The organism is Acidobacteriota bacterium (genome assembly GCA_018268895.1).
Classification (GTDB): Bacteria; Acidobacteriota; Terriglobia; order Terriglobales; family Acidobacteriaceae; genus Edaphobacter.
In genome coordinates, this window is record JAFDVP010000012.1 from 293,290 (window position 1) to 319,947 (window position 26,658).

The 26,658-nt window shown below is 61.2% G+C and carries 24 protein-coding genes; 11 read left to right on the forward strand and 13 right to left on the reverse strand.

The annotated features are described in order from the left end of the window. Positions 1 to 8 precede the first annotated feature (8 nt). Entirely contained in the window at positions 9 to 1,319 is a 1,311-nt protein-coding gene (locus JSS95_14865) for an adenylosuccinate synthase (GenBank protein MBS1801092.1), read from the reverse strand. A gap of 401 nt (positions 1,320 to 1,720) precedes the next feature. Between JSS95_14865 and JSS95_14870 the strand changes: the two genes are divergently transcribed. Further along, a complete protein-coding gene (locus JSS95_14870; protein ID MBS1801093.1) occupies positions 1,721 to 3,820 on the forward strand; it encodes a fused MFS/spermidine synthase in 2,100 nt (699 codons plus the stop codon). A 101-nt stretch (positions 3,821 to 3,921) separates the two neighbouring features. Here the strand turns inward: JSS95_14870 and JSS95_14875 are convergent, their stop codons facing one another. The 3 genes from JSS95_14875 to JSS95_14885 form a co-directional block, all read right to left on the reverse strand. Beyond that, positions 3,922 to 4,629, reverse strand: a complete 708-nt coding sequence (locus tag JSS95_14875) for a M15 family metallopeptidase (GenBank protein ID MBS1801094.1) — start codon at positions 4,627 to 4,629, stop codon at positions 3,922 to 3,924. 35 nt (positions 4,630 to 4,664) lie between these two features. Beyond that, entirely contained in the window at positions 4,665 to 9,419 is a 4,755-nt protein-coding gene (locus JSS95_14880; protein MBS1801095.1) for a DEAD/DEAH box helicase, read from the reverse strand. A gap of 63 nt (positions 9,420 to 9,482) precedes the next feature. Beyond that, positions 9,483 to 10,427 (reverse strand): SDR family oxidoreductase, encoded by a 945-nt coding sequence (locus JSS95_14885; protein ID MBS1801096.1) that lies wholly within the window; start codon positions 10,425 to 10,427, stop codon positions 9,483 to 9,485. Between the two features lie 128 nt (positions 10,428 to 10,555). On the opposite strand from JSS95_14885, the gene JSS95_14890 reads away from it, so the two are divergent. Together JSS95_14890 and JSS95_14895 are read left to right on the forward strand one after the other, a co-directional pair. Further along, positions 10,556 to 11,398, forward strand: coding sequence for a sulfite exporter TauE/SafE family protein (locus JSS95_14890; GenBank protein MBS1801097.1), 843 nt, complete (start codon positions 10,556 to 10,558; stop codon positions 11,396 to 11,398). Next, positions 11,398 to 11,772 (forward strand): DUF1634 domain-containing protein, encoded by a 375-nt coding sequence (locus JSS95_14895; GenBank protein MBS1801098.1) that lies wholly within the window; start codon positions 11,398 to 11,400, stop codon positions 11,770 to 11,772. Before JSS95_14890 ends, JSS95_14895 begins: the two co-directional genes overlap by 1 nt. Positions 11,773 to 11,793: 21 nt before the next feature. Here JSS95_14895 and JSS95_14900 read toward each other — a convergent pair whose 3' ends face one another. The 4 genes from JSS95_14900 to JSS95_14915 form a co-directional block, all read right to left on the reverse strand. Then, positions 11,794 to 12,267 (reverse strand): carboxymuconolactone decarboxylase family protein, encoded by a 474-nt coding sequence (locus tag JSS95_14900; protein MBS1801099.1) that lies wholly within the window; start codon positions 12,265 to 12,267, stop codon positions 11,794 to 11,796. A 172-nt stretch (positions 12,268 to 12,439) separates the two neighbouring features. After that, positions 12,440 to 13,522, reverse strand: a complete 1,083-nt coding sequence (gene plsX / locus JSS95_14905) for a phosphate acyltransferase PlsX (protein MBS1801100.1) — start codon at positions 13,520 to 13,522, stop codon at positions 12,440 to 12,442. Positions 13,523 to 13,561: 39 nt separating this feature from the next. Continuing rightward, positions 13,562 to 13,747: a 50S ribosomal protein L32 gene (rpmF, locus tag JSS95_14910; GenBank protein MBS1801101.1), complete on the reverse strand. Its 186-nt coding sequence runs from the start codon at positions 13,745 to 13,747 to the stop codon at positions 13,562 to 13,564. A gap of 60 nt (positions 13,748 to 13,807) precedes the next feature. Continuing rightward, a complete protein-coding gene (locus JSS95_14915) occupies positions 13,808 to 14,377 on the reverse strand; it encodes a DUF177 domain-containing protein (GenBank protein MBS1801102.1) in 570 nt (189 codons plus the stop codon). Between the two features lie 62 nt (positions 14,378 to 14,439). On the opposite strand from JSS95_14915, the gene JSS95_14920 reads away from it, so the two are divergent. Further along, positions 14,440 to 14,787 carry an L-rhamnose mutarotase gene (locus JSS95_14920; protein MBS1801103.1) on the forward strand — a complete coding sequence of 116 codons (348 nt, stop codon included), beginning with the start codon at positions 14,440 to 14,442 and terminating at the stop codon, positions 14,785 to 14,787. Here the strand turns inward: JSS95_14920 and hcp are convergent. Continuing rightward, the gene (hcp, locus tag JSS95_14925; protein MBS1801104.1) at positions 14,784 to 15,272 is read right to left on the reverse strand and encodes a type VI secretion system tube protein Hcp; all 489 of its coding nucleotides are present in this window, start codon (positions 15,270 to 15,272) and stop codon (positions 14,784 to 14,786) included. The genes JSS95_14920 and hcp overlap by 4 nt on opposite strands. Before the next feature lie 154 nt (positions 15,273 to 15,426). Here hcp and JSS95_14930 point away from each other — a divergent pair, with 154 nt between their 5' ends. Beyond that, positions 15,427 to 15,939 (forward strand): damage-inducible protein DinB, encoded by a 513-nt coding sequence (locus tag JSS95_14930; protein MBS1801105.1) that lies wholly within the window; start codon positions 15,427 to 15,429, stop codon positions 15,937 to 15,939. 6 nt (positions 15,940 to 15,945) lie between these two features. Here JSS95_14930 and JSS95_14935 read toward each other — a convergent pair whose 3' ends face one another. Continuing rightward, positions 15,946 to 16,467: a thiamine phosphate synthase gene (locus tag JSS95_14935; protein MBS1801106.1), complete on the reverse strand. Its 522-nt coding sequence runs from the start codon at positions 16,465 to 16,467 to the stop codon at positions 15,946 to 15,948. Positions 16,468 to 16,819: 352 nt separating this feature from the next. Between JSS95_14935 and sthA the strand changes: the two genes are divergently transcribed. The 3 genes from sthA to JSS95_14950 are packed head-to-tail and all read left to right on the forward strand — an operon-like array spanning position 16,820 to position 19,553. Then, positions 16,820 to 18,220 carry a Si-specific NAD(P)(+) transhydrogenase gene (gene sthA / locus JSS95_14940; protein MBS1801107.1) on the forward strand — a complete coding sequence of 467 codons (1,401 nt, stop codon included), beginning with the start codon at positions 16,820 to 16,822 and terminating at the stop codon, positions 18,218 to 18,220. Positions 18,221 to 18,259: 39 nt separating this feature from the next. Further along, a complete protein-coding gene (locus JSS95_14945; protein ID MBS1801108.1) occupies positions 18,260 to 19,156 on the forward strand; it encodes an ROK family protein in 897 nt (298 codons plus the stop codon). Between the two features lie 13 nt (positions 19,157 to 19,169). Then, positions 19,170 to 19,553 (forward strand): hypothetical protein, encoded by a 384-nt coding sequence (locus tag JSS95_14950; GenBank protein MBS1801109.1) that lies wholly within the window; start codon positions 19,170 to 19,172, stop codon positions 19,551 to 19,553. 29 nt (positions 19,554 to 19,582) lie between these two features. Here JSS95_14950 and JSS95_14955 read toward each other — a convergent pair whose 3' ends face one another. From JSS95_14955 to mutM, 3 genes are all read right to left on the reverse strand, one after another. Further along, positions 19,583 to 20,083 (reverse strand): SRPBCC domain-containing protein, encoded by a 501-nt coding sequence (locus JSS95_14955; protein ID MBS1801110.1) that lies wholly within the window; start codon positions 20,081 to 20,083, stop codon positions 19,583 to 19,585. 2 nt (positions 20,084 to 20,085) lie between these two features. Beyond that, entirely contained in the window at positions 20,086 to 20,418 is a 333-nt protein-coding gene (locus tag JSS95_14960; GenBank protein MBS1801111.1) for a metalloregulator ArsR/SmtB family transcription factor, read from the reverse strand. 122 nt (positions 20,419 to 20,540) lie between these two features. Next, the gene (gene mutM, locus JSS95_14965; GenBank protein ID MBS1801112.1) at positions 20,541 to 21,347 is read right to left on the reverse strand and encodes a bifunctional DNA-formamidopyrimidine glycosylase/DNA-(apurinic or apyrimidinic site) lyase; all 807 of its coding nucleotides are present in this window, start codon (positions 21,345 to 21,347) and stop codon (positions 20,541 to 20,543) included. A 92-nt stretch (positions 21,348 to 21,439) separates the two neighbouring features. On the opposite strand from mutM, the gene JSS95_14970 reads away from it, so the two are divergent. From JSS95_14970 to metH, 3 genes are all read left to right on the forward strand, one after another. After that, positions 21,440 to 22,432 (forward strand): beta-propeller fold lactonase family protein, encoded by a 993-nt coding sequence (locus tag JSS95_14970; protein ID MBS1801113.1) that lies wholly within the window; start codon positions 21,440 to 21,442, stop codon positions 22,430 to 22,432. A gap of 377 nt (positions 22,433 to 22,809) precedes the next feature. Continuing rightward, on the forward strand, positions 22,810 to 23,925 hold the full coding sequence (locus JSS95_14975; protein ID MBS1801114.1) for a homocysteine S-methyltransferase family protein: 1,116 nt from the start codon (positions 22,810 to 22,812) through the stop codon (positions 23,923 to 23,925). Continuing rightward, the gene (gene metH, locus JSS95_14980) at positions 23,922 to 26,630 is read left to right on the forward strand and encodes a methionine synthase (GenBank protein ID MBS1801115.1); all 2,709 of its coding nucleotides are present in this window, start codon (positions 23,922 to 23,924) and stop codon (positions 26,628 to 26,630) included. The genes JSS95_14975 and metH overlap by 4 nt, the downstream gene beginning before the upstream one ends. Positions 26,631 to 26,658: the final 28 nt, after the last annotated feature.

The window sequence follows — 26,658 nt, forward strand, 5'->3', positions numbered from 1 at the left end:
TGGTCGCCTTATCCCTTCAGCGCCGCGTCGAACTCCGGCAGCGTCATCGTCTGTTCACGGTCGGGGCCCGTCGAAACCATGCCGATCTTGGCGTTCGATTCCTTTTCCAGGAAGCGAAGATACTCCTGCGCCAGCTTCGGCAGCTTGTCCCACTCCGTGATGCCCTCGGTCGACGACTTCCAGCCCTTCAGCTTCGTGTAGATCGGCTGAATCTCGTCGAAGCCGCGCATATCGGCCGGGATGACGTCCGTCACCTTGCCGTTGATCTTGTAGCCGGTGCAGACCGGAATCTCGTCGCACTCGTCCATCACATCCATCTTGGTGACGACCAGCCACTCGGTCGAGTTAATCATGTTCGAGTAACGCAGCAGCGGCAGATCGAGCCAACCGCAGCGGCGAGGACGCCCGGTCACAGCGCCGTACTCCTGCCCCCGCGCGCGCAGCAGGTCGGCGGTATCGTCGTGAATCTCCGTCGGGAACGGCCCTTCTCCGACGCGGGTAACATATGCCTTGGTCACGCCGATGACGGTGTCGATGCGCGTCGGCCCGACTCCGGTTCCCGTCACCGCGCCACCAGCCGTAGCCGACGACGAGGTGACAAACGGGTATGTTCCATGGTCGATGTCCAGCAACGCGCCCTGTGCGCCCTCGAACATCACGTTACCGCCCTTGTCCAGCTCGTGGTTCAGCAACACAGCCGTATCCGTCACAAACGGAGCCACCTGCTCGGCAGCGCGCGCATACTCCTCGTACATCGTCTTCGGGTCGAGCGGCTCGGTGCCGAACAGCGCATGGGCGATCGTGTTCTTCTCGTGGCAGGCGTTCTCAATATGGGTGCGCAGCAGCGCCGGGTTCAGCATATCCACTACTCGCAGGCCGCTGCGGTGCATCTTGTCTTCATACGCTGGCCCGATGCCGCGGCTGGTCGTCCCGATCTTCGTACGGCCGGGAGCATTCTCCGCCGCCAGCTCAATCATGCGGTGGTACGGCAGAATCACCTGCGCGCGGTTCGAGACAAAGAGCTGCCCGTCCACCGGAAGACCGGCGTCCTTCAGCTTCTTGACCTCGTTGAGGAAGGCCATCGGGTCGAGCACCACACCGTTGCCGATCACACCCTTGCACTCCGGACGCAGAACGCCGCACGGGATCAACTGCAGGACGAACTTGCGGCCCTTGATGATGACCGTGTGGCCGGCGTTGTGGCCTCCCGCATAACGCGCCACCACGGAGAACCTCTCCGACAGCACGTCCACAATCTTGCCTTTACCCTCATCGCCCCACTGGGCACCCAAAATGACCGCAGATCTCGGTTGACTCACGACGGATACGTTCTCCAAAGGATTTGTTCTAAATGGCCGGATCGGCGCCGACCGCCCGGATGGCTCCGAGAAAAAAGCGCCTCTATCATCATATCGCGTCCTGAAGAATCACCGCAGGCAGAGATGACGCTCGGCTATGAGTCAGTTTGGTAGTCGAGCCGTCGTTCTGAGCCGGAGGCGAAGAATCCCAGTAGTTTTCACCTCTCGGCGCGCCAGACAAAATACTGGGATTCTTCGCTACGCTCAGAATGACGACTGTCGTTAGTAACTATGACGGCAGTCATAGTGGCTGAGAAAATTTCAAACCGACCCGCTACCAGTGCTCGCACATGTGAACTGAGTCCTTGTGAACGAAGCGAAGAATCTCTGTAAGTTCGCGTATGCTTTCCTCCATCGCGATCATGCCCTCAAACCGCCTGCTCTACGGCTCAGCCGTCTTCCTCTCGGCCTTTCTGCTCTTTTCCATCGAGCCTCTCGCCGCCAAACAGCTTCTCCCCGCACTGGGAGGATCCTCCGCCGTCTGGCTCACCTGCCTCGTCTTCTTCCAGGCGACCCTGCTGCTGGGCTATCTCTATGCGCACTGGATAGGCCGCCCCGGCCCCGACCCCAAACGGCAGCAGCGCCTGCATACCGCGCTGATTGCGCTTGCTCTGCTTGCCCTCGGCTCAAACCTTCTCTTCAGGGCGACTCCTGCCAGCACAGACCACCCCGTGCTCGCCATCTTCTGGACACTGGGCCGCACCATCGGACTTCCCTTCCTTCTGCTGGCATCGACCAGCCCCCTGTTGCAGGTATGGCTCGCACAGCACGAGGCTGCGGCGACCGGCGAACCCGCCCCGGTCTGGTATCGGATGTTCGCGCTCTCGAACGCTGGCTCGCTGATCGCCCTGCTCGCTTACCCCACGCTCATCGAGCCGCATCTGGCGCTTCGCACCCAGCGCATTCTCTGGTCGGCGGCCTTTATCCTCTTTGCGATCCTCGCCTTTGTCATCGCCTCGCAATCTCGCAAGAGAGCAGCAGAACTGGCATCTCCACCGAAAAAGGGCGAAGCGGTGATATCCGCCTCTGAACCGGCAGCTTCAACAAAGACCCATCGCTGGCTCTGGTTCCTGCTCCCGCTTGCCGCCGCCATGCAGTTGAGCGCCGTGACGGCGCACCTCACGATCAACATTGCCGCCATCCCGCTGCTCTGGGTGCTTCCGCTCGCGGTCTACCTGCTGACGTTCATCGTCGCCTTTGACCGTCCCACGCTCTATAAGCGGCCAATCGTCGTGCGCCTGCTTGTGGTGATGCTTGCCAGCCTGGGCTACGCGCTCTCGAAGGCGGACTTCTCGCTGCCTATCGGCCTCACCATCGCCTTCTTCCTCGTCGAGTGCTTCGTCGCCTGCCTCTTCTGCCATGGCGAAGCCTACCGGCTGCGCCCCGGGCGCGCCTCTGAGGCGACGCTGTTCTATCTGCTCGTCGCGGCGGGTGGAGCCACCGGGACCTTCCTCGTCGGCATCGCCTTCCCACTCATCTTCTCCTCCAACTACGATCTCGCGCTCGCCTTCTTCGCCACCGCTGCCTGCGCGCTTGCCGCCATGTGGAACGAAGGCTGGGCGCAGCGCCTGCTGTGGGCCACGGCCAGCGGCCTTCTCTTTGTGCTCGTCATGGCGCTGCACACCGGCTATCAACGCCAGAGCCTCGTCGCAGTCCGAAACTTCTACGGCACGTTGCAGGTCAAGCAATCGGTCGCGCTCCTCCAACACTCCACCATGCGAACGCTGCTGCATGGAACGATCCAGCACGGCACGCAGATATTCTCGCCCGAGTTCAGCCGCGTCCCCACCACCTACTACGCGACCGACTCAGGGGCGGGGCTCGCGCTGCGCTTCTGCTGCAACAACCGGCCGCGAACGATCGGCGTTATCGGCCTCGGCACCGGAACGCTTGCCGCTTATGGGCAGCCCGGCGACACCATCCGCTTCTACGAGCTCAACCCGCAGGTGCCGCCCATCGCACACAGCCTCTTCACGTATCTCCGCGACTCCGGCGCGAAGACTTCCATCGTCCCCGGCGATGCGCGGACTTCGCTCACGGCTGAACTGGTCAAAGGCGGACCGCAGAACTTCGACATCCTCGTCGTCGACGCCTTCTCAGGCGATGCGATTCCTCTGCATCTGCTGACGATCGAAGCCATACGGCTCTACGTCGCGCACCTGAAGCCGACCGGCATTCTGGCCTTCCACGTCTCCAACCAGTATCTCGACCTGGCGCCTGAGCTTGGCCTGCTCGGAGCTGCCGCACATCTCGACGTGCGCGACTTCGCCTCAGCCCCAAAGGACGACCGCGGCGAGTTCCGCGCCGAATGGGTGCTGATGACCGCCGATCCCACCTTCTTCAATCAACACGAGATCGCATTCGAGGCCGAACACATTCCTGCAATGCCCGGCCTGCGGCTCTGGACCGATGACTACTCCAGCCTGCTGCCGCTGTTGCAGCTTGGGCGCCACTGGAACTAGGTATCGGCATAACCTGCCAAAGAACTGAGGTTGATCTCGGAACATTGTCATCCTGAGTGGAGCGTAGCGGAGTCGAAGGACCTGCATTTGTCTGCGGCCGATCACTTCGCCAGGACAAGGTCTTCAAACCTTACATTGAGAATCGGATACTCTTTCCAGTCCTTGTAATCGAAGTGCCACCACTCCTTCGGGTTGACGAAGAATCCCTGCTTCTCCATAGCGTGGCGCAGGATTGCCCGCCTCTCCTGTTCTTCTGTAGTGCCGCCGGGATAGTTGGCGTAGGCGCGCTCAGTCATCTCGTCATAACCGCTGGGCATCACGACCTCTTCGCCCGTCTTCAGGTCGTAGAGTGAAAGGTCGACGGCGCAGCCGCGGTTGTGCCGCGAACCCGCTTTCGGGTCGGCGACGAAGATCTTCTGTGGATCGGGCGTGGCGTCCCAGAAGATCTTCGTGACATACCACGGCCGATATCCGTCGTGAATGAGGATGCCGTACCCCTGCGCTCGCAACTCGGGCAGGGTCCGCAGCAAGGCCTCTGCCGCCGGCCTCTGAAGAAAGGCGCGCGCCTCGGTATAAACCGGGGTCCCGAGAAAATTGTTTGAGGTGGCGTATCGAATATCGAGCTTGATGGTTGGGTCCAGCTTCGTGAGTTCCACAAGCTCGGGCTTGCGAAAGCTGCCCTGCTCGTGCGGAGGCTGCATGGCGAGAGCATTCGCGCGCAACTCGTCGATCGGATGCAACGGCTGAATATGGAAGCTGATCTGCTGGGCGAAGATGGGGGCCGGGACCAGCAGAGTTGTGCTGGCCATAAGCAAATAGAGCAGATGCGACTTGAGTCGGCGTTTCATCGTGTCCTTCCTGTACCGGGCATCGAAGATAGTTCGCGCCGGATGTTGAAGCCCATTGCGCCTGCGGAAAATCCTGCATCGAGCAGGAAGCGGGCCATCCAGTGCTCTCCGGCAGGGACGCCATTTATTGTAGCGATCAACATGCCGCGGACCGCTTCCGCGTTTTCACTCTGCTCCTGAATGCGCTCCACAAGAAATGCCGACAAGGCCCGCGCGATGTTTGAGCGCATCGGCTCGTCTTGAGGGAGGAAGAGTTGCACATTGCTGTTTGCTCTTCGCAGATAGGCGACGAGTGCGCCGTTGCAGAGGATGACTCGCGCGCCTACGCTTCGCGTCAACGACGATGCTGCATCTTCCATCGCTGGCCAGCGCAACAGGGCTCCATAAGGATTTGCGGGATCGGTGGCGGCCAGTTGAACGATCTCCATACGATCGGTCCTGGCCTGCATGCGTCCGCCCTCGCGCAGCGAACGAAGCAGATCAACTGCTGCGGGAAGCGCAAACTGTGTCGCACCGAGGTCGGCGACAAAATATCCCCGCCGTATCTTCCCGCTCTCCTCCATGGCCTTCAGCACGTCGTAGACGGCGGAGAAGCCCCCGGGCAGGTTCTCTGCTTGTGCCGTCTCGCGAAACACCACGCCGTAACGGTTCAACAATTGTTGTGCGGTGGCGTGTCTCCACGCTGTGATAGACGCAGCATCCGGATTGCCTGCAAACGCCGTCGCCTGAAGGCCCCATCGCCCCTGCCCTGTGGGAGGCGTCGTTCGCCGCGAGCGAAATCCCATCTGGTTGTGAACTCGTCGAGCGGGCTTTTTTGCGCTGCCTGGCCGCTCGCAATAGGCGCGCAGCGCAGCCATGCCATCGTTGGTCACCATGCCTCTCCACGCGAGAGACCACAGCGCATCGAGCGTCTCTCCCGGGTAGCCACCGCCAACGCCATCATGCAGGTCCTGAAAGAACGAGGCCCCTTTTGTGCGCAGATATTCGACGATCGCCTGCTGCCGGTCGCTGAGCGCAGTTGCGTCTTCCTGCGCGGGAGGCCAGAGATGCGCGAGCCGTTCCGCAAGATAGAGCGCGACTCGTCCGTCGTGCTCGCCCAACGGCTCCAGGCCCACCCACACCACCTCTCCCGCGGCGATCAGCATGTCGAGATCTGATGGCTTATATCCGTCCAGACGGGCGGGCAGTATCTCTGTTTCGAGAATGGACGCCGGTATCGCTGCGCCTTGCAGATTTTCGATAACATCCAGCAGGGCATCGAGTCCACGCCGCCTTTGCACGACTCCCTGCCAGCGCGTGACCAGGCGCGCCAGCGTCGCCTGCTCCACCGGCTCAACTTCCTTGCGCAGCCGTGCAAGACTCTTGCGCCGTATGGAGCGAAGCACCTCGTTGTCGCACCACTCGCGGTGAACCCCGCCCGGCCGGAATCCCCCTTCAACAATGCGTCCAGACTGCACCAGCACCCTCAGAACCGTCTCGGCAGCGTTTGCCGAAATGCCAAAGCGCCCGGCGATCTCCTGCGTCGTAAACGGCCCGTGAGTTCGCGCATACCTGCGAAGCAGGTCCACAACTGCATCCGGCGCTTCGGCTAAAAAAGCCTTCGGCAAGCCCTGCGGCAGCGAGATGCCCAGGCCGTCGCGATATCGAGAAGCATCCTCCACGGCGATGAAGTGCTTCTCGCCGGCGATGCGTACCTCTAGAACACGACGCGCTCGCTGCAAGCGTTGGATGCTCGCGGCAGTCTCTGCGTCCGCGGTTCGATGCAGGAGTTCATCGGCGCTCAGGTCTCCTACGCGCAGCAACAGGTCATGCACGGCATCCATGTTGCGAGCCTGGTAGCTCGTCGCCAGGCCCTGCAACTGTTCCTCGGTCTGCTCGATTGCGCCTGCGTCGAGCAGCTCGCGAAGGTCGGCATCGCCCATCAGCTCGCGCAGTTGGTCCTGGTCGATGGCCAAAGCCTGCGCGCGTCGCTCCGCCAGTGGAGCGTCGCCATCGTAGATATAGTTGGCGACGTAGCTGAACAGCAGGGCCGATGCAAAAGGAGAGGGCGTGCGCGAATCGGCCGTATGAATGCGGATGCCGCGGTTCGCGACCAGCCGCAGTATTTCCATCAGCGCCGGTATGTCGAAGACATCGCGCATGCACTCGCGATAGGCCTCCAGCAGGATCGGGAACGAAGCATAACGGCTGGCCACACTCAGCAGGTCGTACGCGCGCTTTCGCTGCTGCCATAAAGGGCTTCGCCCATCCGCTCTCCGCCGTGGAAGCAGAAGCGCCCGCGCCGCGCTCTCGCGGAACTTCGCGGCAAACAGCGAAGTGGAGCCAAGCTGGCGCAGGACCATGTCCGCCGCCTCTTCCGGCCCAAGCATCAGTTGTTCTACATCGGGCGCTTGATCGGTCTCGGGGAAGCGAAGGACAAAACCGTCTTCGCTCCACATGGTCTCGACTTCGGGGCCATTGGCTTCCCGCAGCTTGTGCGTGATGGCCATCGCCCAGGGCGCATGGACCCTGCTGCCAAACGGAGTCAGGATGCAGACGCGCCAGTGTCCCAGCTCGTCGCGCACCCGCTCAACGACGATGTTGCAGTCGTCAGGAACGGCAGTAGTTGCGGCCTCCTGATCGGCAAGATAGCGCAACACGTTCTCCGCCGCGGCTGGATCGAGGTCGTGCTCCGCGGTGAGTCTGGCGATCGCTACCGTGCGCGGCATCTCGCGCAGCTCGCGTATCAGCGCGCCAATGGTCCTGCCAAACTCCAGCGGCCTGCCTGCCTGATCGCCATGCCAGAACGGCATCTTGCCCGCTTCGCCGGGAGCGGCCGATACAAGCACGCGGTCGTGCGTGATCTCCTCGATGCGCCATGTCGACGCGCCAAGGATAAAGGTCTCGCCCACTCTGCTCTCAAAGACCATCTCTTCATCCAGTTCGCCAACGCGTACCGGCTTCGTTCGTTGACCGGCAAGAAAGACGCCATACATCCCACGGTCGGGAATCGTTCCGCCGTTGAGGATCGCAATCCTCTTTGCTCCGGTCCTGGGAGTAATCCAGTCTCTTGTGCGGTCCCACGTGATGCGTGGCCGCAGCTCCGCGAACTCGTCTGAAGGATAGCGGCCTGCCAGCATGTCGAGCACGCCGTCGAAGACGTTTCGGCTGAGCCCCGCAAAGGGAGCGGCCCCACGCACCAGTTGCAACAGCGCGTCGTAGCCGATGCCCGGGCCTTCGTCCTCCTCGCTGCGCCGCGCGCGGCGTCTCTCTACGTCCTCAATAGCGAGCGGCGGATGCGCAACGGTGGCCACGATCTGCTGCGCGAGCACATCAAGCGGGTTCCGCAGGAACCGCGTCGATTCGACGTGTCCCTGGTGCATGGCCCGCGTGACGGCGGCGCATGCAATCAGGTCGGCGCGATACTTCGGAAAGATGACGCCGGTCGATGGCGCGCCAACCTGGTGCCCCGCGCGACCGATGCGCTGCATTCCTCCTGCAACCGATGGAGGCGCTGCAATCTGGATCACGAGATCGATCGCCCCCATATCGATACCCAGCTCGAGCGAAGACGTCGCCACCAGCGCCTTGATGCCTCCCGCCTTCAGCAGCTCTTCAATCTCCACTCTCTGCGCGGCTGCCAGCGATCCATGATGCGCGCGAACGATCGGCTCTCCCGCCAGATCGTTCAATGCTCCCGCCAGCCGCTCTGCGGTCCTTCGCGCATTGACGAAGATCAGCGTTGAAGTCTGCTCGCGAATCAGCTCGAGCAAGCGCGGATAGATCGACTGCCATAGGGAAGTTCGCTTCGATCCTTGAGACGTTGACCCGCCCAGCAGTGGCTCGTCGCTCTGCCCGAGCCGTGCCATATCTTCAACCGGAACCTCAACCCGTAACTCCAGCGCCTTCCTTGCCCCTGCATTGACGATGGTGACCGGACGATAAGAGGCCGCGGCCTCATCAGAGGCTTCGCCTGTCGCCTCCATCAACACCGTCGATGTCTCCGCCTCGACTTTGTGAGTTGTCCGTGCCGCGCGCTTGCGTTCGCGCTGTTCCACATGAGCGCCGCCAAGAAATCGCGCAACCTCCTCCAGCGGGCGCTGTGTCGCAGACAGCCCAATGCGTTGAATTGGCCGGGCGGCAAGCGCTTCCAGCCGCTCCATCGACAGCGCAAGATGCGCGCCGCGCTTGGTTGGAACCAGCGCGTGGATCTCGTCGATGATGACGGTCTCAACGGAGCGCAGCGCCTCGCCGCCCTCCGAGGTCAGCAGCAGGTAGAGGCTCTCCGGGGTGGTGATCAGAATCTCTCCCGGATGCCTGCGAAACCGCGCCCGGTCTCTTTGCGAGGTGTCGCCGGTCCTGACGCTGATCTCGGGAATGCGCACAGCTACGCCTTCCTGCTCTGCCGTCTTCGCGATTCCCGCAAGCGGCGCGCGCAGGTTGCGTTCCACGTCGGCCGCCAGCGCCTTCAGCGGAGAGATGTAGACGACCCTGCATCCTGAAGTCGGTTCAGAGCGCAGCATCAGCTTGTCCAGGCACCAGAGGAACGCCGTGAGAGTCTTGCCTGTGCCTGTCGGCGCAAGTATCAGCGTCGACTCGCCCTTCGCAATCGCGGGCCAGCCTTCAATCTGCGGTGCGGTAGGCGCATCGAAGGAGGCCTTGAACCACTTCGCGGTTACCGGGTGAAACAGATCGAAGACATTCGCAGCGTCGGCTGTCTTCTGAGACGCAGTCGCAGCCTGCTTCTTCGAATTGTGCGGGATTCGAGGCATTCACGATATACAGCATCATAGATGCTGCTATGGCGGGGCGCGTCGCGCGATCTGTATGAGCGATCAGGGAAACTGAACGCCGGTCCATCCCTCGCACAACTCCCACAGCCTCGCCGCTGCCTGCGTATTGCGCGCTTGTGGAGCGACCTCGGCCGGACCTACCGTCTCGCCTCGCATCTCTCTCATCCCCTGCGGGCCGTAGTAGCCGCCATCCACTGCTTCTGGCGAAGTCGCGGCGTACAACGTGGGCAACGCGCCCTCCGCGTCTGTATTGAGAAAGATTCCAATCGCGTGGCCTACGATAGTGCGCGCGACCCTGAACGCCGCTGAACGGTCTTTACCGCGAAACAACTCGGTTGCGGCAACTCCAGGGTGCGCTGCCACACTGAGAACGGATGATCCACGGGCGCGGAGCCTCCTGCTAAGCTCGAACGCGAACATCAGGTCTGCGAGCTTTGATTGCTGATAGGCCCGCATCGGCGAATATGATCTCTTCGATTGCAGATCGTCCAGTTGCAGGTCCGTTCTCTTGTGCGCGATGGAAGCGATGGTCACCACGCGTGACGGCGCTTCAGACGTTGACACACGTTCAAGCGCAGGCAGCAGTAGTCCTGTCAGCGCAAAGTGGCCAAGCACATTCGTGCCGAACTGCATCTCGAAGCCGTCCGCCGTCTCCGTGCGGCGCGCCACGGCCATCACACCGGCGTTGTTGATCAGTACATGCAGCGGACGCTGACGGGCAAGCTCCTCCGCGGCAAAGCGGTGTACCGACTCCAGCGAACTGAGGTCGAAGATCGCCAGCTCCGCGCGCACACCGGGGGCCTCTTCCTTCAGGCGAGCCAGCGCGGCCTCGCCCCTTTGCCTGTCGCGGCACCCGAGAATGAGGTCGGCATCCTTACGCGCCAGCTTCAGTGCAGCGTGGTAGCCGATGCCGCTGTTCGCTCCCGTGATCAGGAAACGTCTGCCGCGAAGCGACGGCATGTCTTCGGCCTTCCATGGACCTGCCATGGTCTTAGGATGCACCACTGAGGAGTAATCTTCCATGCGTCTTAGGATGCACAGCGGAGGGGTAATGTGCGATGCGCTCTATGAGAATGAGGCGTCGAATCGCAGTTTACTTCCCATAGAATGAGCCTGTGACTGTGCTCGACTTCACGCTGCTTGTCTTCGCCGGCTCCTTTGCCGCCGGATTGCTGGGCGCGCTCACAGGCCTTGGCGGAGGCGTGGTTCTCGTTCCTCTGCTCACGCTCGGCTTTCACGTTGATATTCGTTACGCCATCGGAGCTTCGCTGATCTCGGTTATCGCCACCTCTTCCGGCGCGGCAGCGGCCTATGTGCGCGAGGGCTTCTCCAGCGTGCGTATTGGAATGTTCCTTGAGGTCGCCACCACGATTGGAGCATTGTTCGGCGCCTTTCTCGCTGCAAAGGTCCCCACCCGGGAGCTGGCCATCCTCTTCGGCGTGGTGCTGATCTACTCGGCTTGGCTCTCATGGCGCAGCAATAAGCTCTCGCACGTTGAAGCGGTCATCGACAATCCGTCTTCGGACAGGTTGCGGCTCTCCGGCTCCTATCCTAGACCGGGCGGAGGGCATATCCACTACAAGGTCGACCGCATCCCGCAGGGCTTTGCCATGATGTTCGGCGCGGGAACGCTCTCCGGCCTTCTCGGTATCGGTTCAGGCGCAGTCAAGGTGCTGGCGATGGACCGCATTATGCGCATCCCCTTCAAGGTCTCGACGACGACGAGCAACTTCATGATTGGCGTCACCGCGGCGGCAAGCGCGGGAATCTACCTGCGACGCGGCTACGTCGATCCCGCGCTGGCCGCTCCCGTGATGCTGGGAGTGCTCTCGGGCGCGGTGATTGGAGCCAAGCTGCTGGCCCGCACCAAGGTCTCGGTGTTGCGCATGGTCTTCGCGCTGGTGGTCTTCGCGCTTGGTATCGAGATGATCGTCAACGGCTGGCTGGGGAGGATGTGATGCGCTTCTTGCTCGACGATGAACGGATGGAGAAGGCGATGGGCGTGCTGCTGCGCTTCGGCGTCGTGCTGGCCTCCACGGCCGTCCTCGCCGGACTAGCGTTTTATCTTCAGGACCACGGCAGGCAGCCGGTGGAGTTCCACGACTTCAAGGCTTATAGCTTCGGTCTCAGACACCGCGAGTTATTCACAGGCTCGCCGCGCGGCAACGCCGCCGCCATCATCGAGTCGGGAATCCTTCTGCTGATTGCGACGCCGGTAGCGCGCGTCGTCTTTGCCGTGGCGGCCTTTGCGCTGGAGCGCGACCGGCTGTACACGGCGATCAGCATTGCAGTGCTGGCGGTGCTCGTCTACAGCCTGCTGCACGCAAAGTAAAGCGGAGCAAAGCCGCCAGGTTCAGGCCGTCGTGGCGTGCACCTTCGCAGGCTGATAGCCCCCGGGCACGGTGCGGCCCGAGATCGCCAGGCGGTTCCAGGCGTTGATAGTGACGACGGCAAACGAAAGGTCGGCGATCTCCTTCTCATTCAGGTGCGCGCTGGCCTCGTCATACGCCTCATCCGAGGCGTGGCCGTCCGTAATCAACGTCAGCGCCTCGGCCCACGCAAGCGCCGAACGCTCGCGGTCCGTGTAGTATGGGCACTCGCGCCACGCGTCGAGCGAGTAGAGCCGTTGCTCGTTCTCGTCGATTGCGCGCAGGTCCTTCCAGTGCATGTCCAGACAGTAGGCGCAGCCGTTGATCTGCGAGACGCGCAGCTTCACCAGGTGCAGCAGGTCCGCCTCCAACCCGCATTCGGCGAGATATTTTTCCAGGCCTAACATGGCGCGATAGCCGCCGGGCGAGAGTTTGGCATAGTCATAGCGTTGCTGCATTCTGTGCTTCTCCTTTTCAGGAGTCTTTGATGCTCCCACAATGCAGGAGGTCGCAATCGTCAAAGAGCCAAAGACGTCGTCGTTCTGAGCCGAAGGCGAAGAATCCCTGTATTTTGTTCGTGACTACCGGCACTTTGACTCCAACAAGCACCACGCCAAAACGAAGCCCGCTCTAAGTCGCCTGGGCCGCCGAGCGCAATGCAGCCTCGATGCCGGTGTTGACCTCGGCATAGGCAAACTCGGCCGCTACGCGGATGCCATTCATGATGGCCTTCTCGTTCGATGAGCCGTGGCCCACGATGCAGACGCCGCGAACCCCCAGCAGCGGTGCGCCGCCGTACTCGGAGTAGTCGAGCCGCTTCTTGAAGTCGTCGAAGGCGCGGCGTGAGAGAAGCGCGCCCACCTGCGAGGTCACGGTAGATTTGAGAGCTTCGCGCAGCGACGAGGTGAAGAGCTTCGCCGCACCCTCAATGCTCTTCAATGCAACGTTGCCTACGAAGCCGTCGCAGACGGTAACGTCGGCGTGCCCGTTGAAGAGGTCGCGCCCCTCGACGTTGCCGATGAAGTTGATCCCGTTAAGCCCGCGCATAAGAGGAAGCGTATCGCGCGTCAGTGAGTTGCCTTTGGAGTCCTCTTCGCCGATCGAGAGTAGTCCTACGCGCGGGTTCTGGATCTTCAGCACGTTCTGCGCGTACATGTGCCCCATCACGGCAAACTGCACCAGGTTGTCCGGGTCGGAGTCGACGTTGGCGCCCACATCCAGCAGCAGCGACGGCACGCCGCGCGAGGTGGGAACGATGGTGGCGAGCGCAGGACGATCGACGCCCGAGAGCATGCCCAGCACCATCTTCGCCGTGGCCATCGCCGCACCGGTATTGCCCGCGGTAAAGAAGCCGGCTGCCTTGCCCGGGCCCGAGGGCGCTCCGTGCAGGTGGGGTGTGTGGTCGTGGCTCGTACCCGAGGCCAGCCCCTCGCGCACCATCTTCAATCCCACGCGCATCGTCGAGTCGCGTTTGGTGCGCACCGCCTGCGCCGCCTTGTCGTCCATCGTGATCCACTCCGAGGCAGGAGTCACAAAGACGGGAAGATGCTTCTGGTGGCGCAGGTGCTGGCGGAGAAGAGGACGCAGGAGATCTTCCGGGCCCACGAGGTGGACGCGAACGCCGAAGTGGCGAGCAGCCAGAATGGCCCCGCGAACCTCAGGTTCGGGGGCCTTGTCGGAACCCATTGCGTCAACGACAATGTCTATCGGCATCAGGCAACGATAACAGGGTTTGAATTGGAAAGAAGCTGCTTAGCTGGCTTCCTTAACCGCGAGAACATCGCGGCCCTTGTACGTTCCGCACTTGCGGCACGCGCGGTGAGGCAGCTTGCGCTCGTGGCAGTTCGGGCACTCGGAGAGGCCGGTGGGGGTGAGGAAGTCGTGGCTGCGGCGCTTTGCGGTGCGTTGCTTGGAGTGACGCCGTTTCGGATTAGGCATTCGAGTATCCCTTTCAATCGCCCGAACCCGGCGTGTGCACGAGTGCGGATCTGAAACTTGTTAGTGCTTGACCTCGATCTTGTCAGCCAGTCCCGCCAGAGCATTCCAACGCGGATCAGACGGTGTCTGTTCGCAGGAGCAGGTTGCGAGGTTCTGGTTCTGACCGCAGCGAGGGCAGAGGCCCTTGCAGTCCGGCTTGCAGAGGGTTCGGCTGGGCAGGGACAACAACACCTGCTCACGCACGACGTCCTCAAGCAAAAGACCGCTCTCTTCATAATACCCGATTTCGGTCTCATCCGGGGTAATTGCGTGCTCCCCGCTCTCGTCGTCCGCCGCCGAAGGCCGAAAGACCAGGTCGAACTCGCCCGAAACCGTCTGCGCCACTGGTTCGACACATCGGGCACACAGTATCTCAAACTCACCCTTATAGTTAGCCCGCAGCCGTATGTCGTTCACCTGGGCATTGCGCCCCCGTTCCTCGTGGCGGTGTTCAATCAGCAGGTCGGCCTGCCCCTTCACGGGGAGAGGAGAGGTCTGGCGAATATCGGGACCGTATTCCAGCGCGCCGGGAGCGATCGTCTCGTCGATCTCCAGCGGCTCATCGAGCAGTTGTATCGGGGTAATCAGCACTCTTTAAGGGTAGGACTTCGTCGCGGCGTGGTCAAATATGCGAAAGGAGCTACCTCAACCCAATGCGTCGCTACAGCCAGATCATCAAACTGCGTCCTGAAGACAAAGAGGAGTACATCCGTTACCACACCGACGTGTGGCCCGGAGTGCTGGCACGGATCGAAAAGTGCAACATCCGCAACTACTCCATCTTTCTGCATGACGATCTGCTGATCGCATACTTCGAGTACCACGGCTCCGATTTCGACGCCGACATGAAGCTGATGGCCGCCGACGCCGAGACGCAGCGCTGGTGGGCGATCATGGACCCCATGCAGGTCCCCCTGCCTGAGGCCACAAGGGCCGGAGTGCGCTGGCTCAACATCCCCGAGGTCTTCCACTTTGACGGCGCGCCGGTTGCAAAGAGCTAGACAGCAGGCCGCTGCCAGTCGTCGACTGCGGTAATGCCGCCGACGGTGTTCGTGATCTCGATCTTCTGAAACGTAAGCGAGACCGTCTGCACGTCATTGCCATCGACAGCGCCTGTGGGCGTCATTGCGGCGTAAGCCTCGCGAATCTCCGCGATGCTGGCGTTCGTCAGCTTGACCGTGTGGTCGAGCCGCTCTACCCCGGTCTTGTCCGAGCTGAAGTACTCAAACAGGACTGTGGTCAGGTTCTCATTCGAGTACGCCGCACCGAAGAACTGCGGAGAGCAGGCGTTCCAGTTCAGGGAGAACACCACTGGCTGCTCCACCCGCTTACCCGTCGCGAGACCTGAGGCCGCGTCCCGGGGAGAAACAACGCCATAGCTAACGGAGTCGATCTTGATCTTGCCTTCGTGGCCCTTCTGCGTGGAGTCGCCCTTGAAGACTCCCTGCTTCGCTGCTGTGACGGTTGCATAAACCTGATAGGCCATCTGCGCCTCCTTGCATTGCGTTTCCTCCGGAGAGTATTCGGACGGGGCCCGGTTCCTGGCACAGAGTTTAGCGAAAATTTCTGCCAGCGTGCTGACAGCATGGTGGCAGCAGCATGTCTGTAGGCTTGCCGGGTACGCAAAAGGAGTGTGCGAGATGAAGCTGAAGGTTCTTTTCCTTGAAGAGTTGAAGCGTGAAGAGGCAGGAACACGCAAGGCGCTGGAGCGGGTTCCAGAAGGAAAAAACGACTGGGCACCGCATGAAAAGTCGATGAAGATGGGCTACCTCGCTTCGCTGGTGGCAACCATGCCATCGTGGATCGAGATGATGATCAACCAGGACGAGCTGGACTTCGCTCCCGTGGGCGAGAACAAGAACAAGCCCATCGAGTGGAAGAAGACCGCAGAGCTGCTGGCCATCTTCGACGAGAGCATGAAGAAGGGGATCGCCGCCCTCGAATCCACCACCGACGAGCACCTGATGACGAACTGGAAGTTGAAGGCCCACGGCCACCTCATCTCGGACGAGTCGCGGTACATCAACATCCTCAACGGTGTGCTCGCCCATTGGGCGCATCACCGCGGCCAGTTGACGGTCTACCTGCGTTTGAATGAAGCGCCGGTCCCGTCTCTCTACGGGCCTACGGCGGATGAGAGGTTTGGCGGCTGAAGGCCGTCAATGAAATAGCCGGATGCCTGCTATGCCCGCGGCTCCGGCCTCGATGCAAAGGGGCGCGTTCTCCTCAGTAACACCGCCCAGCGCATAGACAGGCACCGGCGCGGCGGCCACACAGGCGGCACGGAGAGCCTCGATGCCAGCGGCGGGAGTTACCTCATGGCCACCAACCGTCTTGCTGAAGACTGGCGCAAACAGAATCGCATCCGTCTCGTTGCGCCGGGCAATCTGGATCTCCGCCAGCGAGTGGCAGGAGACGGTGACGACGGGCCGTGGCAGGCTGTGCACGGCGTAGCGGCGGCGAACCTCCGCAGGCAGAAGCACCGAGTTGGCGGGCAGGTGGACGCCGTGGGCATGGCTCTCGATTGCAGCCCGCAGGTTTCCATTAATCAGCAGCCGGGTGGAGGGGTGAGCGGCGATGGCCTCGACCATCGGCCTGGCAATGTCGGCCAGCTCGATGGGCCCAAGGTCCTTTTCTCTCAACTGGATGAGACCGATTCCCTCGGCGGCCCATCTTGCCACCTGTTGTATCAGCGCGGCTCGTCTCTTCTGCTCATCGCCGGGAAAAAGGGTTCGATCGGTAATGGCGCAGCGCAGCACGCCGTTAAGTGTAGTGGACGGGATTTGAGCTGCGGGCGTTGATCGAACAGGTGGTCGCTATGTGTTAGTTTTAGGCTGTGTGGCTCAGAAGTGGCGGAATTGGTAGGCCGGGGACGTTCGGGCTGAGGAATCCGCCGGGAGCCGTAGATTATTCGAGATATTCGGGGTCTTGTGGCAGGGGGCCAGTGTGCCGCTTCACGTAGCTGGAACCGTGTTCGCCAACTGTAGCCAGAGTCGCTAAGGGTCCAAAGAATCATCAGGTTATTGGGAGTTTATGAGCGGTGTGTACGATCTGATCGTTATCGGGTCCGGGCCGGCCGGACAGCGCGCGGCAATCTATGCCTCCAAGATGGGCAAGAAGGTTGCGCTGGTCGAGATGCGCGAGGTGGTCGGCGGCGTCTCCATCAATACCGGCACCATCCCGTCAAAGACGATGCGCGAGGCCGTGCTCCATCTCTCCGGGTACAACTACAAGTCGATCTACGGCATGAACTACCGGGTGAAGGAGCGGATCACCATGGCCGACCTCGCCTTCCGCGTCCAGCACGTCATCAAGACCGAGATCGACGTCACCGAGGCCCAGCTCTCGCGCAATAACGTGGAGATGCTGCTCGGCGTGGCCAGCTTTGAAGACCCGACGCACATCAAGGTGACCAACTCGCGCGGGTCAGCCGTCTACGAGGCGAAGAGCACTCTGATCGCTACGGGAACCAAGCCTGCCAGCTCACCCAAGGTCCACATCAACGGCAAGACCATCATCAACAGCGACCAGGTGCTCGACCTCACCAACCTTCCCAAGACGATGATCGTCGTCGGCGGCGGCGTCATCGGCGTGGAGTACACCTGCATGTTCGCCGCCCTCGGCGTTCGCGTGACGTTGATCGAGCGGCGGCCGCGCCTGCTTGAGTTCGCCGACCAGGAGATCGTCGAGGCGCTGAGCTACCACCTGCGCGACGCCCGCGTCACCATGCGGCTCAACGAAGAGGTGGAGTCGGTCGAGGAGATGCCCGACGGCTCCGTCGTCGCCAACCTCGAGAGCAAGAAGAAGCTACAGGGAGACGCGCTGCTCTACGCCGTCGGCCGCCAGGGCAATGTGGACGAGCTGAACCTCGCCGCCGTCGGGGTCGAGGCCGACTCGCGCGGACGCATCCCCGTCGACAAGGACTTCAGGACCAAGAACGCGAACATCTTCGCCGTAGGCGACGTCATCGGCTTCCCGTCGCTGGCCTCCGTCTCCATGGAGCAGGGCCGTATCGGCGCGGCGCGCGCCTTCGGCGACGAGACCATCGTCTCGAACCCCAGCTTCTACCCCTACGGCATCTACACCATCCCCGAGATCAGCTTCATCGGCAAGACCGAGGAGCAGTTGACCGAGGAGGACGTTCCCTACGAGGTTGGCGTTGCCTACTATCGCGAGATCGCGCGCGGGCAGATTCGCGGCGACACCACTGGCCGCCTGAAGCTGATCTTCCACCGCGGGAGCCACCTGATCCTCGGCGTTCACATCATCGGCGAGGGGGCCAGCGAGCTGCTGCACATCGGGCAGGCTGTGATGGCGCTCGGCGGAAGGATCGAATACTTCGTGGATACCGTCTTCAACTACCCAACGCTAGCGGAATGTTATAAAGTGGCTGCTTTCAATGGATTGAACCGCGTCAGCAAGTTCGACTCGTAAGGCGGCAGACGCGGAGTCTGGGACAGGGCAGAGGAAGCGATGGCAAAGTCGGTTGGGGTCACGTTATCGGAGCAGATTCACACCGGGCTGGTGATCGACCACAAGCTGGTGGGTGGGCTGCGGCGGTTTCCTGAAGATGAAGAAGATTACAGCGCTCTGGTCGAGCTTCATACCGATGCCCTGGTCGAGACGATCTGCAATCAGATTGTTGGGGCTGCGAATGGCGAAAAAAACCTCGATGCCGTAGGAATCGCTGTTCCGGGACTGGTGAAGAGCGGTGTTGTCGAGGAAGCGCCGAACCTTCCCCAGATCAAGGGCGCCAGGCTGCGCGACCTGATCAGCATGAAGCTGCACGACCACGGCATAGCAGCTCCGGTCGCCCTGCTGAACGATGCGGACGGTGTTGCAGCGGGGCTGGCAGCGAAGTTTGGCAAGCTGGACTCGATGATCCGGGTATGGACCATCGGCCTGGGTATCGGGCATGGAAGATATCCGCACACGGCCGGCGTGTGGGAGGGCGGGCATACCGTGGTCACGCTCGACGACAAGGAGGCTTTCTGCGGTTGCGGCGGAAGGGGGCACCTTGAGGGCATCATGGGCCATCGCTCGATGCGTATGCGCTTTCTGGACATGGAGCCGGAGGAGGTCTTTGAGGCGGCGAAGGCGGGCGACCAGAGATGTCTTGAGTTCAAGAGGCTCTATCACAAGGCATTGGCCGCGGCGACGGCTAGCTCGATCCATATGACAGGGCCGGGTAAGTTCTTCCTTACTGGGACCTATGTGGACAACGTCGATCTGCCGATGCTCAAGGACTACATGCAGCAGATGGTCAAGATGAGTCCGCTGCAAGGCTACTCGATCGAGATCGTGAAAGAGAACGCAGAGAACCGCGTGATCGGCTCGGCGGTGAGCGCGGAGCAGGCTGCGGGGCTGTAGGAGCGGAGATCGCGTGCGTGGTTATCTCACTATAGCTCTAAGTCTTGCGATCGCTGTACGCTGGCAGGATATTGCTTCACAGCACGAAGCCTGGGAAAAGACGGTCGAAGCCCGGCATGATGCGTTATTAAAACAGTGGGGAATCGGCAACGACGCCGCACTTCGTGAAGAACTGCACGCGAGGTATGTACGCGATCAGGATGCGCGCAGGTCCGTGATGACTCTGCCGCAAGCGCAATGGACCGATTCCATGGACAAGCATCGACAGCAGACAATGAAATCGCTCAGTCAGGCCCTATCAAGTTGCGAACAGCGGTCGAGGAGTGCAGCGGCCTCAAGGCAACCATTGAGTAGAGGGCCGATTGCCGGAGAGCCAGGCGACGAAAGCCCAGTCTAACCGGGCCTCCGCCGCCATCCTTATTGCGCCTATGCTAACCCCGCAACAACTGTCGCAACTTTATCGAGTATCTCGATCCAGCCGTCCATTTGACCGCTATTTTTAGCACTCTCCATGGGTTCATTGCCGATGAAGGTAAGCTTCGTCTGGCCGTTTCCGAGATCCTCAAAGAGGGTCACATCGTACGCACCGTCGATAGCCTCGTGTTCTATTCCCAATTGCGCCGGATCGATTTTGTTTCCCTTCGAATCCGAAAAGTACATCAAGGAAACGATCTTCTCGCACGGAACGATCTCGTAGTATTCAACCGCATTCCAGAACTCCTGCCCATCCGGGGTCCTCATGCAGCAGAGAAGTTTTCCTCCAACGCGAAAATCCATCTCACAACCCGGCGCAGTAAGGCCCTTCGGTCCCCACCACTGCATGATGTACTTCGGCTCTGTCCACGCCTTCCAAACCAACTCGCGTGGGGCATCAAAAATTCTCGTAACGACCATCCGCTCAATTTCGCTAACCGGCTTTGCTGTCATCGCTAACCTCCGTTTTTCTTCATTTCCTTCACAACCACATCCAGCTTGTCGAAACTCTCTTCCCAGAACCGGCGATAGTTCATCGCCCATTCGCTGACTGTCTTAATCGCCTCTGGCCTAAGCGTGCATACACTCTCCCGTCCACGCTTCGTCTTGACCACAATCCGCGCTCTCACCAGATAGGCAATATGTTTTGAAATCATCTGCTGTGACAGTGAGAACGGTTCCGTCAATCCATGCACCGAGGCAGGCCCGCGAGAGAGCCGTTCGATCATTGCTCGCCGGGTTGGGTCAGACAAAGCCGCGAAGGTTGTGTTTAATCTATCCACAACCATATGGTTGTGGATATTCCGTTCGATGTCAAGCAGAGATTTCTGCGGCTCCCGATTGCTTTTTTGAACCTGACACTGGCGCTCAGCAATATTCGCTGCGACGAGTGCTCAGTGTTCGCCAGATACTACCTCTGACAGTTGGGGCAGAAGTGGGTGCTGCGTCCGCCGATGACGATGCGTTCAATCGGCGTCTTGCAGGTACGGCACGGTTCGCCGGTGCGCGAATAAACGTGGTGGTGGAGCTGGAAGAACCCTGCCACGCCGTCGGCATCAACGTAGTCGGAGACAGACGAGCCGCCCAGCTTGATGGCCTTCTTTAAAACTTTCTGCAATGCGTCGCGCAAACGGGCGAGTTCATCGCGGGTGAGGCGTCCGGCGTGGCGGCGGGGGCGGATGCCGGCGTGGTGCAGGGCTTCGTCGGCGTAGATGTTGCCGACCCCGTGAAGCAGCGACTGGTTGAGCAGAGCGGCTTTGATGGGAGTCTTGCGTCCGCGGAAGAGTGCGATGAAGTCTTCGAGGCCGATGGTGAGCGGCTCCTTGCCGGGGCCGGTGTACGCCTCGGTCGAGACGGAGAGGCGGCCAAAGCGGCGGGCGTCGACGAAGCGTAGCTCTTTGCCGTCGCTCAAGCTGAGGATGGCATGGGTGTGCGGCGGGACCTCTGTCTCTGGAGCGGAGACGAGCAGGCGGCCGGTCATGCCGAGATGGATGAGAAATTGTGCGGTGGTGGATTTACGGCTCAGGTCGGCGACGATGGTCTTGCCGACGCGGTGGACACGCTCGATGCGCGCATTTGTAAGCACATCGGCGATCGCGGCAGGGGGCGACTTGAAGGTCTGCGGCTTGTTGCTGGTCCACACGCTGACAATGGTCTGGCCGTGGACGCGCAGATGAACGCCGTTGGCGACGGTTTCGACTTCGGGAAGCTCAGGCATGGCCTTTTGAGTATAGGCGGCGCGCGGGAGATTCAGTCGTCGTGGAGTTTTTACTGACGTGTGCCTTGTTGTGCTTCTATACTTTCTGCGCGATGAAGAGACAGTTTTTTTTGACGGCAGGAATATGTAGCGTGCTGGCGGTTGGCGCTTGCGCGTATGCGGGAGCGGAGACGCTCCTGGTGGCTAACCAGAAGGATGCGAACCTTTCGGTGATCGATACGGCGACGGACAAGGTAGTCGCCTCGATTCCGGTTGGCGGCATCACCGGGCATGAGCTTGCCGTCTCTCCCGATGGCAAGCGCGCGTTTGTGCCGATCTACGGCAACGCAGGCGTGGGGCGGGCGGGCACGGACGGAAGCCAGATCTCGGTAATCGACCTGGCGTCGAAAAAAATCGTGGGAACCATCGACTTCGGGCATGGCGTCCGGCCGCACTGCGCGATCTTCGGCAAGGACGGCATGTTGTACGTCACGACGGAGCTGGACAAGTCAGTGAGCATCATCGACCCGAAGACGCTGAAGATCGTGGGTTCAGTTCCAACGGGGCAGGAGCAGTCGCACATGCTGGTGCTCTCGAAGGATGGCAGGCGCGGCTATACGGCCAACGTAGGGCCGGGTACGGTCTCGGTGCTGGATATTCCGGCGAAGAAGACCATCGCGATCATCCCGATCTCGGGGAACACGCAGCGCATCTCCATCTCGCGCGACGGAAGCATGGTGTTTACGGCGGACCAGAAGACGCCGCAGCTTGCGGTGATCGATACGGTGACGAACAAGGTGAAGACGTGGGTTCCGCTGTCGAGCGCGGGCTACGGTACGGTCTCCACGCTCGATGGACGCTACCTGCTGGTGACGCTGCGCGGGGCGAAGCAGCTTGCCGTCGTCGACCTGAAGACGATGAAGGTGGAGCACACGGTCGATGTCGGCGATGGGCCTTCTGAGGTCGTCGTCAGCGCGGATGGGAAGAAGGCGTTTGTGGCCTGCAACTTCTCAAACCAGATTGCGGTGGTGGATCTGGCGAACTGGAAGATGGACAAGCTGATTGACGCGGGCAAATATGCCGACGGGATGGCCCTGGTGAAGTAGTCGAAAGCGGCTAGACAGTAGCGTGTCATCCTGAGCGAAGGGGTCGCAGCTTTAGCGAACCCGGAGTCGAAGGACCTGCATCTTTCCCCGCCGGGTAGATCCTCAGTGGAGGAAGGTTCGAAATGCAGGTCCCTTCGACTTCGCTACGCTCCACTCAGGATGACAAAGTATTAGAGGGCGCTCCGCTCAGGATGACGAGATGGAGTGGAACCATGCAGCTTCGTTCAGGATGATAAACGGCAATGAACGATGAGTCTCAAGACTCCTGCATCAGACGTCGCATGTCGCGCATCGATATAATGAAGTAGATGTTCTGTGGCGGACAGCGCCAAGATAAGCAGAATCAGCAACTTCGTACCATCTGAATGCAGCCGACGATGACCAATGCAAACTCGCATCCGCTGAAGAAGATTCTTGAAGACCGTATCGCCATTATCGATGGCGCGATGGGAACGACGATCCGCACCTACGGGATGAAGGAACAGGACATCCGCGGGGAGAGGTTCAAGAATGCGCCCAAGGACCTGCTGAACAATGGCGACCTGTTCTCGCTGACGCAGCCGGAGATGATCTGCGATATCCATCGGCGCTTTCTGGAGGCCGGTGCGGACATTATCGAAACCAATACCTTTGGCGCGACCAGCATCACGCAGAGCGAGTTCTTCGTCGATGACCCACGCGAACACGGCGGCCGCAAGGACCCGGAGTTCTATCAGAAGATCATCGAAGATCCGATGCTGACCGGTCTGGCCAACGAGATCAACGAGCAGTCGGCGCGGCAGTGCCGCGAATGGGCCGACCGCGTAGGAAACGCAACGGGGCGGCAGCGCTTTGTAGCGGGAGCCATCGGTCCGCTGACGGTGTCGCTGTCGAATTCGCCCGACGCCGACGATCCCGGCTTTCGCGTCGTCACGTTCGACCAGGTAAAGAAAGCCTACGCTGAGCAGGTGCGTGCGCTCATCGCGGGCGGCTCCGATCTGCTGCTCGTCGAGACGATCTTCGATTCGCTCAATGCAAAGGCAGCGCTGGTTGCCATACGCGAGGTCTTCGACGAGGACGGTTACACCGCGAACAAGAAGGAGCTGCCGGTGATGATCTCGGCTGCGGTAGGACGCGGCGGCGAGACACTGATCTCAGCGCAGACGACCGAGGCCTTCTGGAATGCGGTCGAGCATGTGAAGCCGCTCTCCGTTGGACTCAACTGCTCGCTTGGCCCCGACCTGATGTATCCGTTTCTCGAGGAGCTCTCGGAGAAGGCGGACGTGGCGATCTCCTGCTACCCGAACGCCGGCCTGCCGAATCCTCTATCGGAAACTGGTTTCGACCTTGGGCCCGACGACATGGCCCGCTTCCTCGGCGACTTCGCCCGCGGAGGCCTGATCAACATCGCCGGCGGATGCTGCGGCAATACGCCGGAGCATATCGCTGCGATTGCCAGGGCTCTCGAAGGCAAGGCCCCGCGCAAGCTCGGCCGGATCGAGGTTGCGGCGTGAGCATAAAGACAAAGCCTCTCCGGCTCTCCGGATCGCAGCCCTTCACCCAACAGCCCGGCGTCTACATCATGATCGGCGAGAGGACCAACGTCGCCGGTTCGCCGAAGTTCGCGAAGCTGGTGAAGGAAGGCAAGTACGAAGAGGCCGTCAGCGTTGCCCGGCAGCAGGTTGAGAACGGCGCCAACGTGCTCGACATCTGCATGGATGAGGGCATGATCGACGGCGTCTCGGCGATGTCGCGCTACCTGCATCTGCTGGCGAGCGAACCCGAGGTCGCGAAGGTCCCCTTCATGGTGGACTCCTCGAAGTGGGAGGTCATTGAAGCAGGCCTGAAGTGCCTTCAGGGCAAGGGTATCGTCAACTCCATCTCGCTGAAGGAAGGCGAGGAGAAGTTTCGCCAGAACGCTGCGACCGTGTTGAAGTACGGCGCCGCCGTGGTCGTCATGGCCTTCGACGAGCAGGGGCAGGCGGCCACCTACGAGGACAAGATCCGCATCTCGGAGCGCGCCTACCGCATTCTGGTCGATGAGATCGGCTTTCCTCCTGAGGACATCATCTTCGACCCCAACATCCTCACCGTCGCCACCGGCATGGAGGAGCACAACAACTACGCGGTCGACTTCATCAACGCGACGCGCTGGATCAAGTCCAACCTGCCGCACGCCAAAGTGTCGGGAGGCGTCTCAAATATCTCGTTCAGCTTTCGCGGCAACAACAAGGTCCGCGAGGCCATGCACTCGGCGTTTCTTTATCACGCCATCGCGGCGGGCATGGACATGGGCATCGTCAACGCCGGGATGCTCGAGGTGTACGAGGAGATTGAGCCTGAGCTGAAGACGATGGTTGAGGATGTGCTTCTCAACCGCCGCCCCGATGCAACGGAACGTCTCGTGGACTACGGCGAGGCGCTGAAGGCCGCTGGCGCCGGCTCTTCGTCCGCTGAAAAGAAGGCTGAGGAGTGGCGTAACGGCACGGTGGAAGAGCGCCTTGCTCACGCGCTGGTCAAGGGAATCGACACGTACATCGAAGCCGACGCAGAGGAGGCGCGCGTCAAGCTGGGCCGCCCTCTGCTGGTCATCGAAGGCCCTTTGATGGATGGCATGGGCATCGTCGGCGATCTCTTCGGAGCGGGCAAGATGTTTCTTCCGCAGGTGGTGAAGTCCGCCCGCGTGATGAAGAAGGCCGTGGCCCACCTTACGCCTTACATGGAAGCGGAGAAAGCAGCGCTCGCCGCTGCGGGAGAGGTGGTCAAGGCGCAGGGAAAGATCCTGCTCGCCACGGTCAAGGGCGACGTTCACGACATCGGAAAAAACATCGTCGGCGTCGTGCTCGCCTGCAACAACTACGATGTGATCGACCTGGGCGTCATGGTCTCCTGCGAGAAGATCCTCGAGCGCGCCAAGGCGGAAAAGGTCGACTTGATCGGCCTGAGCGGACTGATTACGCCATCGCTCGACGAGATGGTGCACGTCGCGCGCGAGATGGAGCGCCAGGGCTTCAAACTTCCGCTGCTGATTGGCGGAGCGACCACGAGCCGAAGACATACGGCCGTCAAGATCGCGCCGCATTACAGCGAGCCGGTCGTCCATGTGCTGGATGCAAGCCGCGCAGTGCCCGTGGCCACAAGCCTTCTGAGCGACGAGGGCAAGGAGTCCTTCGTTGCGCAACATCGCGCCGAATACGAAGCGCTCCGCAAGGCCCACGCAGCCCCGGCTCAGCAGGTTGTCTCTCTTGAGACAGCGCGGGCGCGGCGGACTCCGATCGAGTGGCGCACCGAAGACATCCCCGCACCAGCGTTCACCGGCGTACGCGTGCTCGACAAGTTCCCCCTGGCAACGCTCAGGGAGTTCATCGATTGGTCGCCCCTCTTCCACGCCTGGGGGCTGAAGGGCGTCTACCCTCGCATCCTCGATCATGAGGAGCAAGGCGAACAGGCACGGCTGATCTTCGCCGACGCCAACAGGCTACTCGACCGCATCATTGAGCAGAACCTCATCACGGCGCGCGGCGTGTACGGGTTCTTCCCGGCTAGCGCCGTCGGTGACGACATCGAGCTCTACACCGATAGCGCACGCAGCAATGTCTCCGAGCGATTCCACTTCCTTCGCCAGCAGGCGAACCGCGAAGGAAGCGAGCCTTGCCGCTCGCTCGCCGACTTCATCGCACCGAAAGAGACGGGGCTGCCCGATCACATCGGCGCCTTCGCCGTGACCAGCGGAATCGGCCTGAAAGAGCTATGCGACCGCTTCCGCGCCGAGAACGACGACTACAACGCCATCATGGCCGAAGCCGTCGCCGACCGTCTGGCTGAGGCCTTCGCCGAATGCCTGCACAAGCGCGTGCGCGACGAGTGGGGCTACGGTCTTGACGAGAAGCTGAGTCCCGAGGACCTGATTCACGAGAAGTATCGCGGCATCCGTCCGGCCCCAGGCTATCCGGCCTGCCCGGACCATACCGAGAAAGGCACGATCTGGCGCCTGCTCGATGTGCAGGCCAACACCGGCATGGTGATTACGGAGTCGTTTGCAATGTGGCCTGGTTCCAGCGTCAGCGGGCTTTACTTTGCGCACCCCGACTCGCGCTACTTCAGCCTGGGCAAGATCGATCGCGATCAGGTTGTCGACTACCACGAGCGCAAGGGCATGAGCGTGGAAGAGGTCCAGCGGTGGCTGGGCCAGAGCCTGAACTACGATCGAGCGGAATAGTTATCGGAAGAAGGCACCCATCGGAACG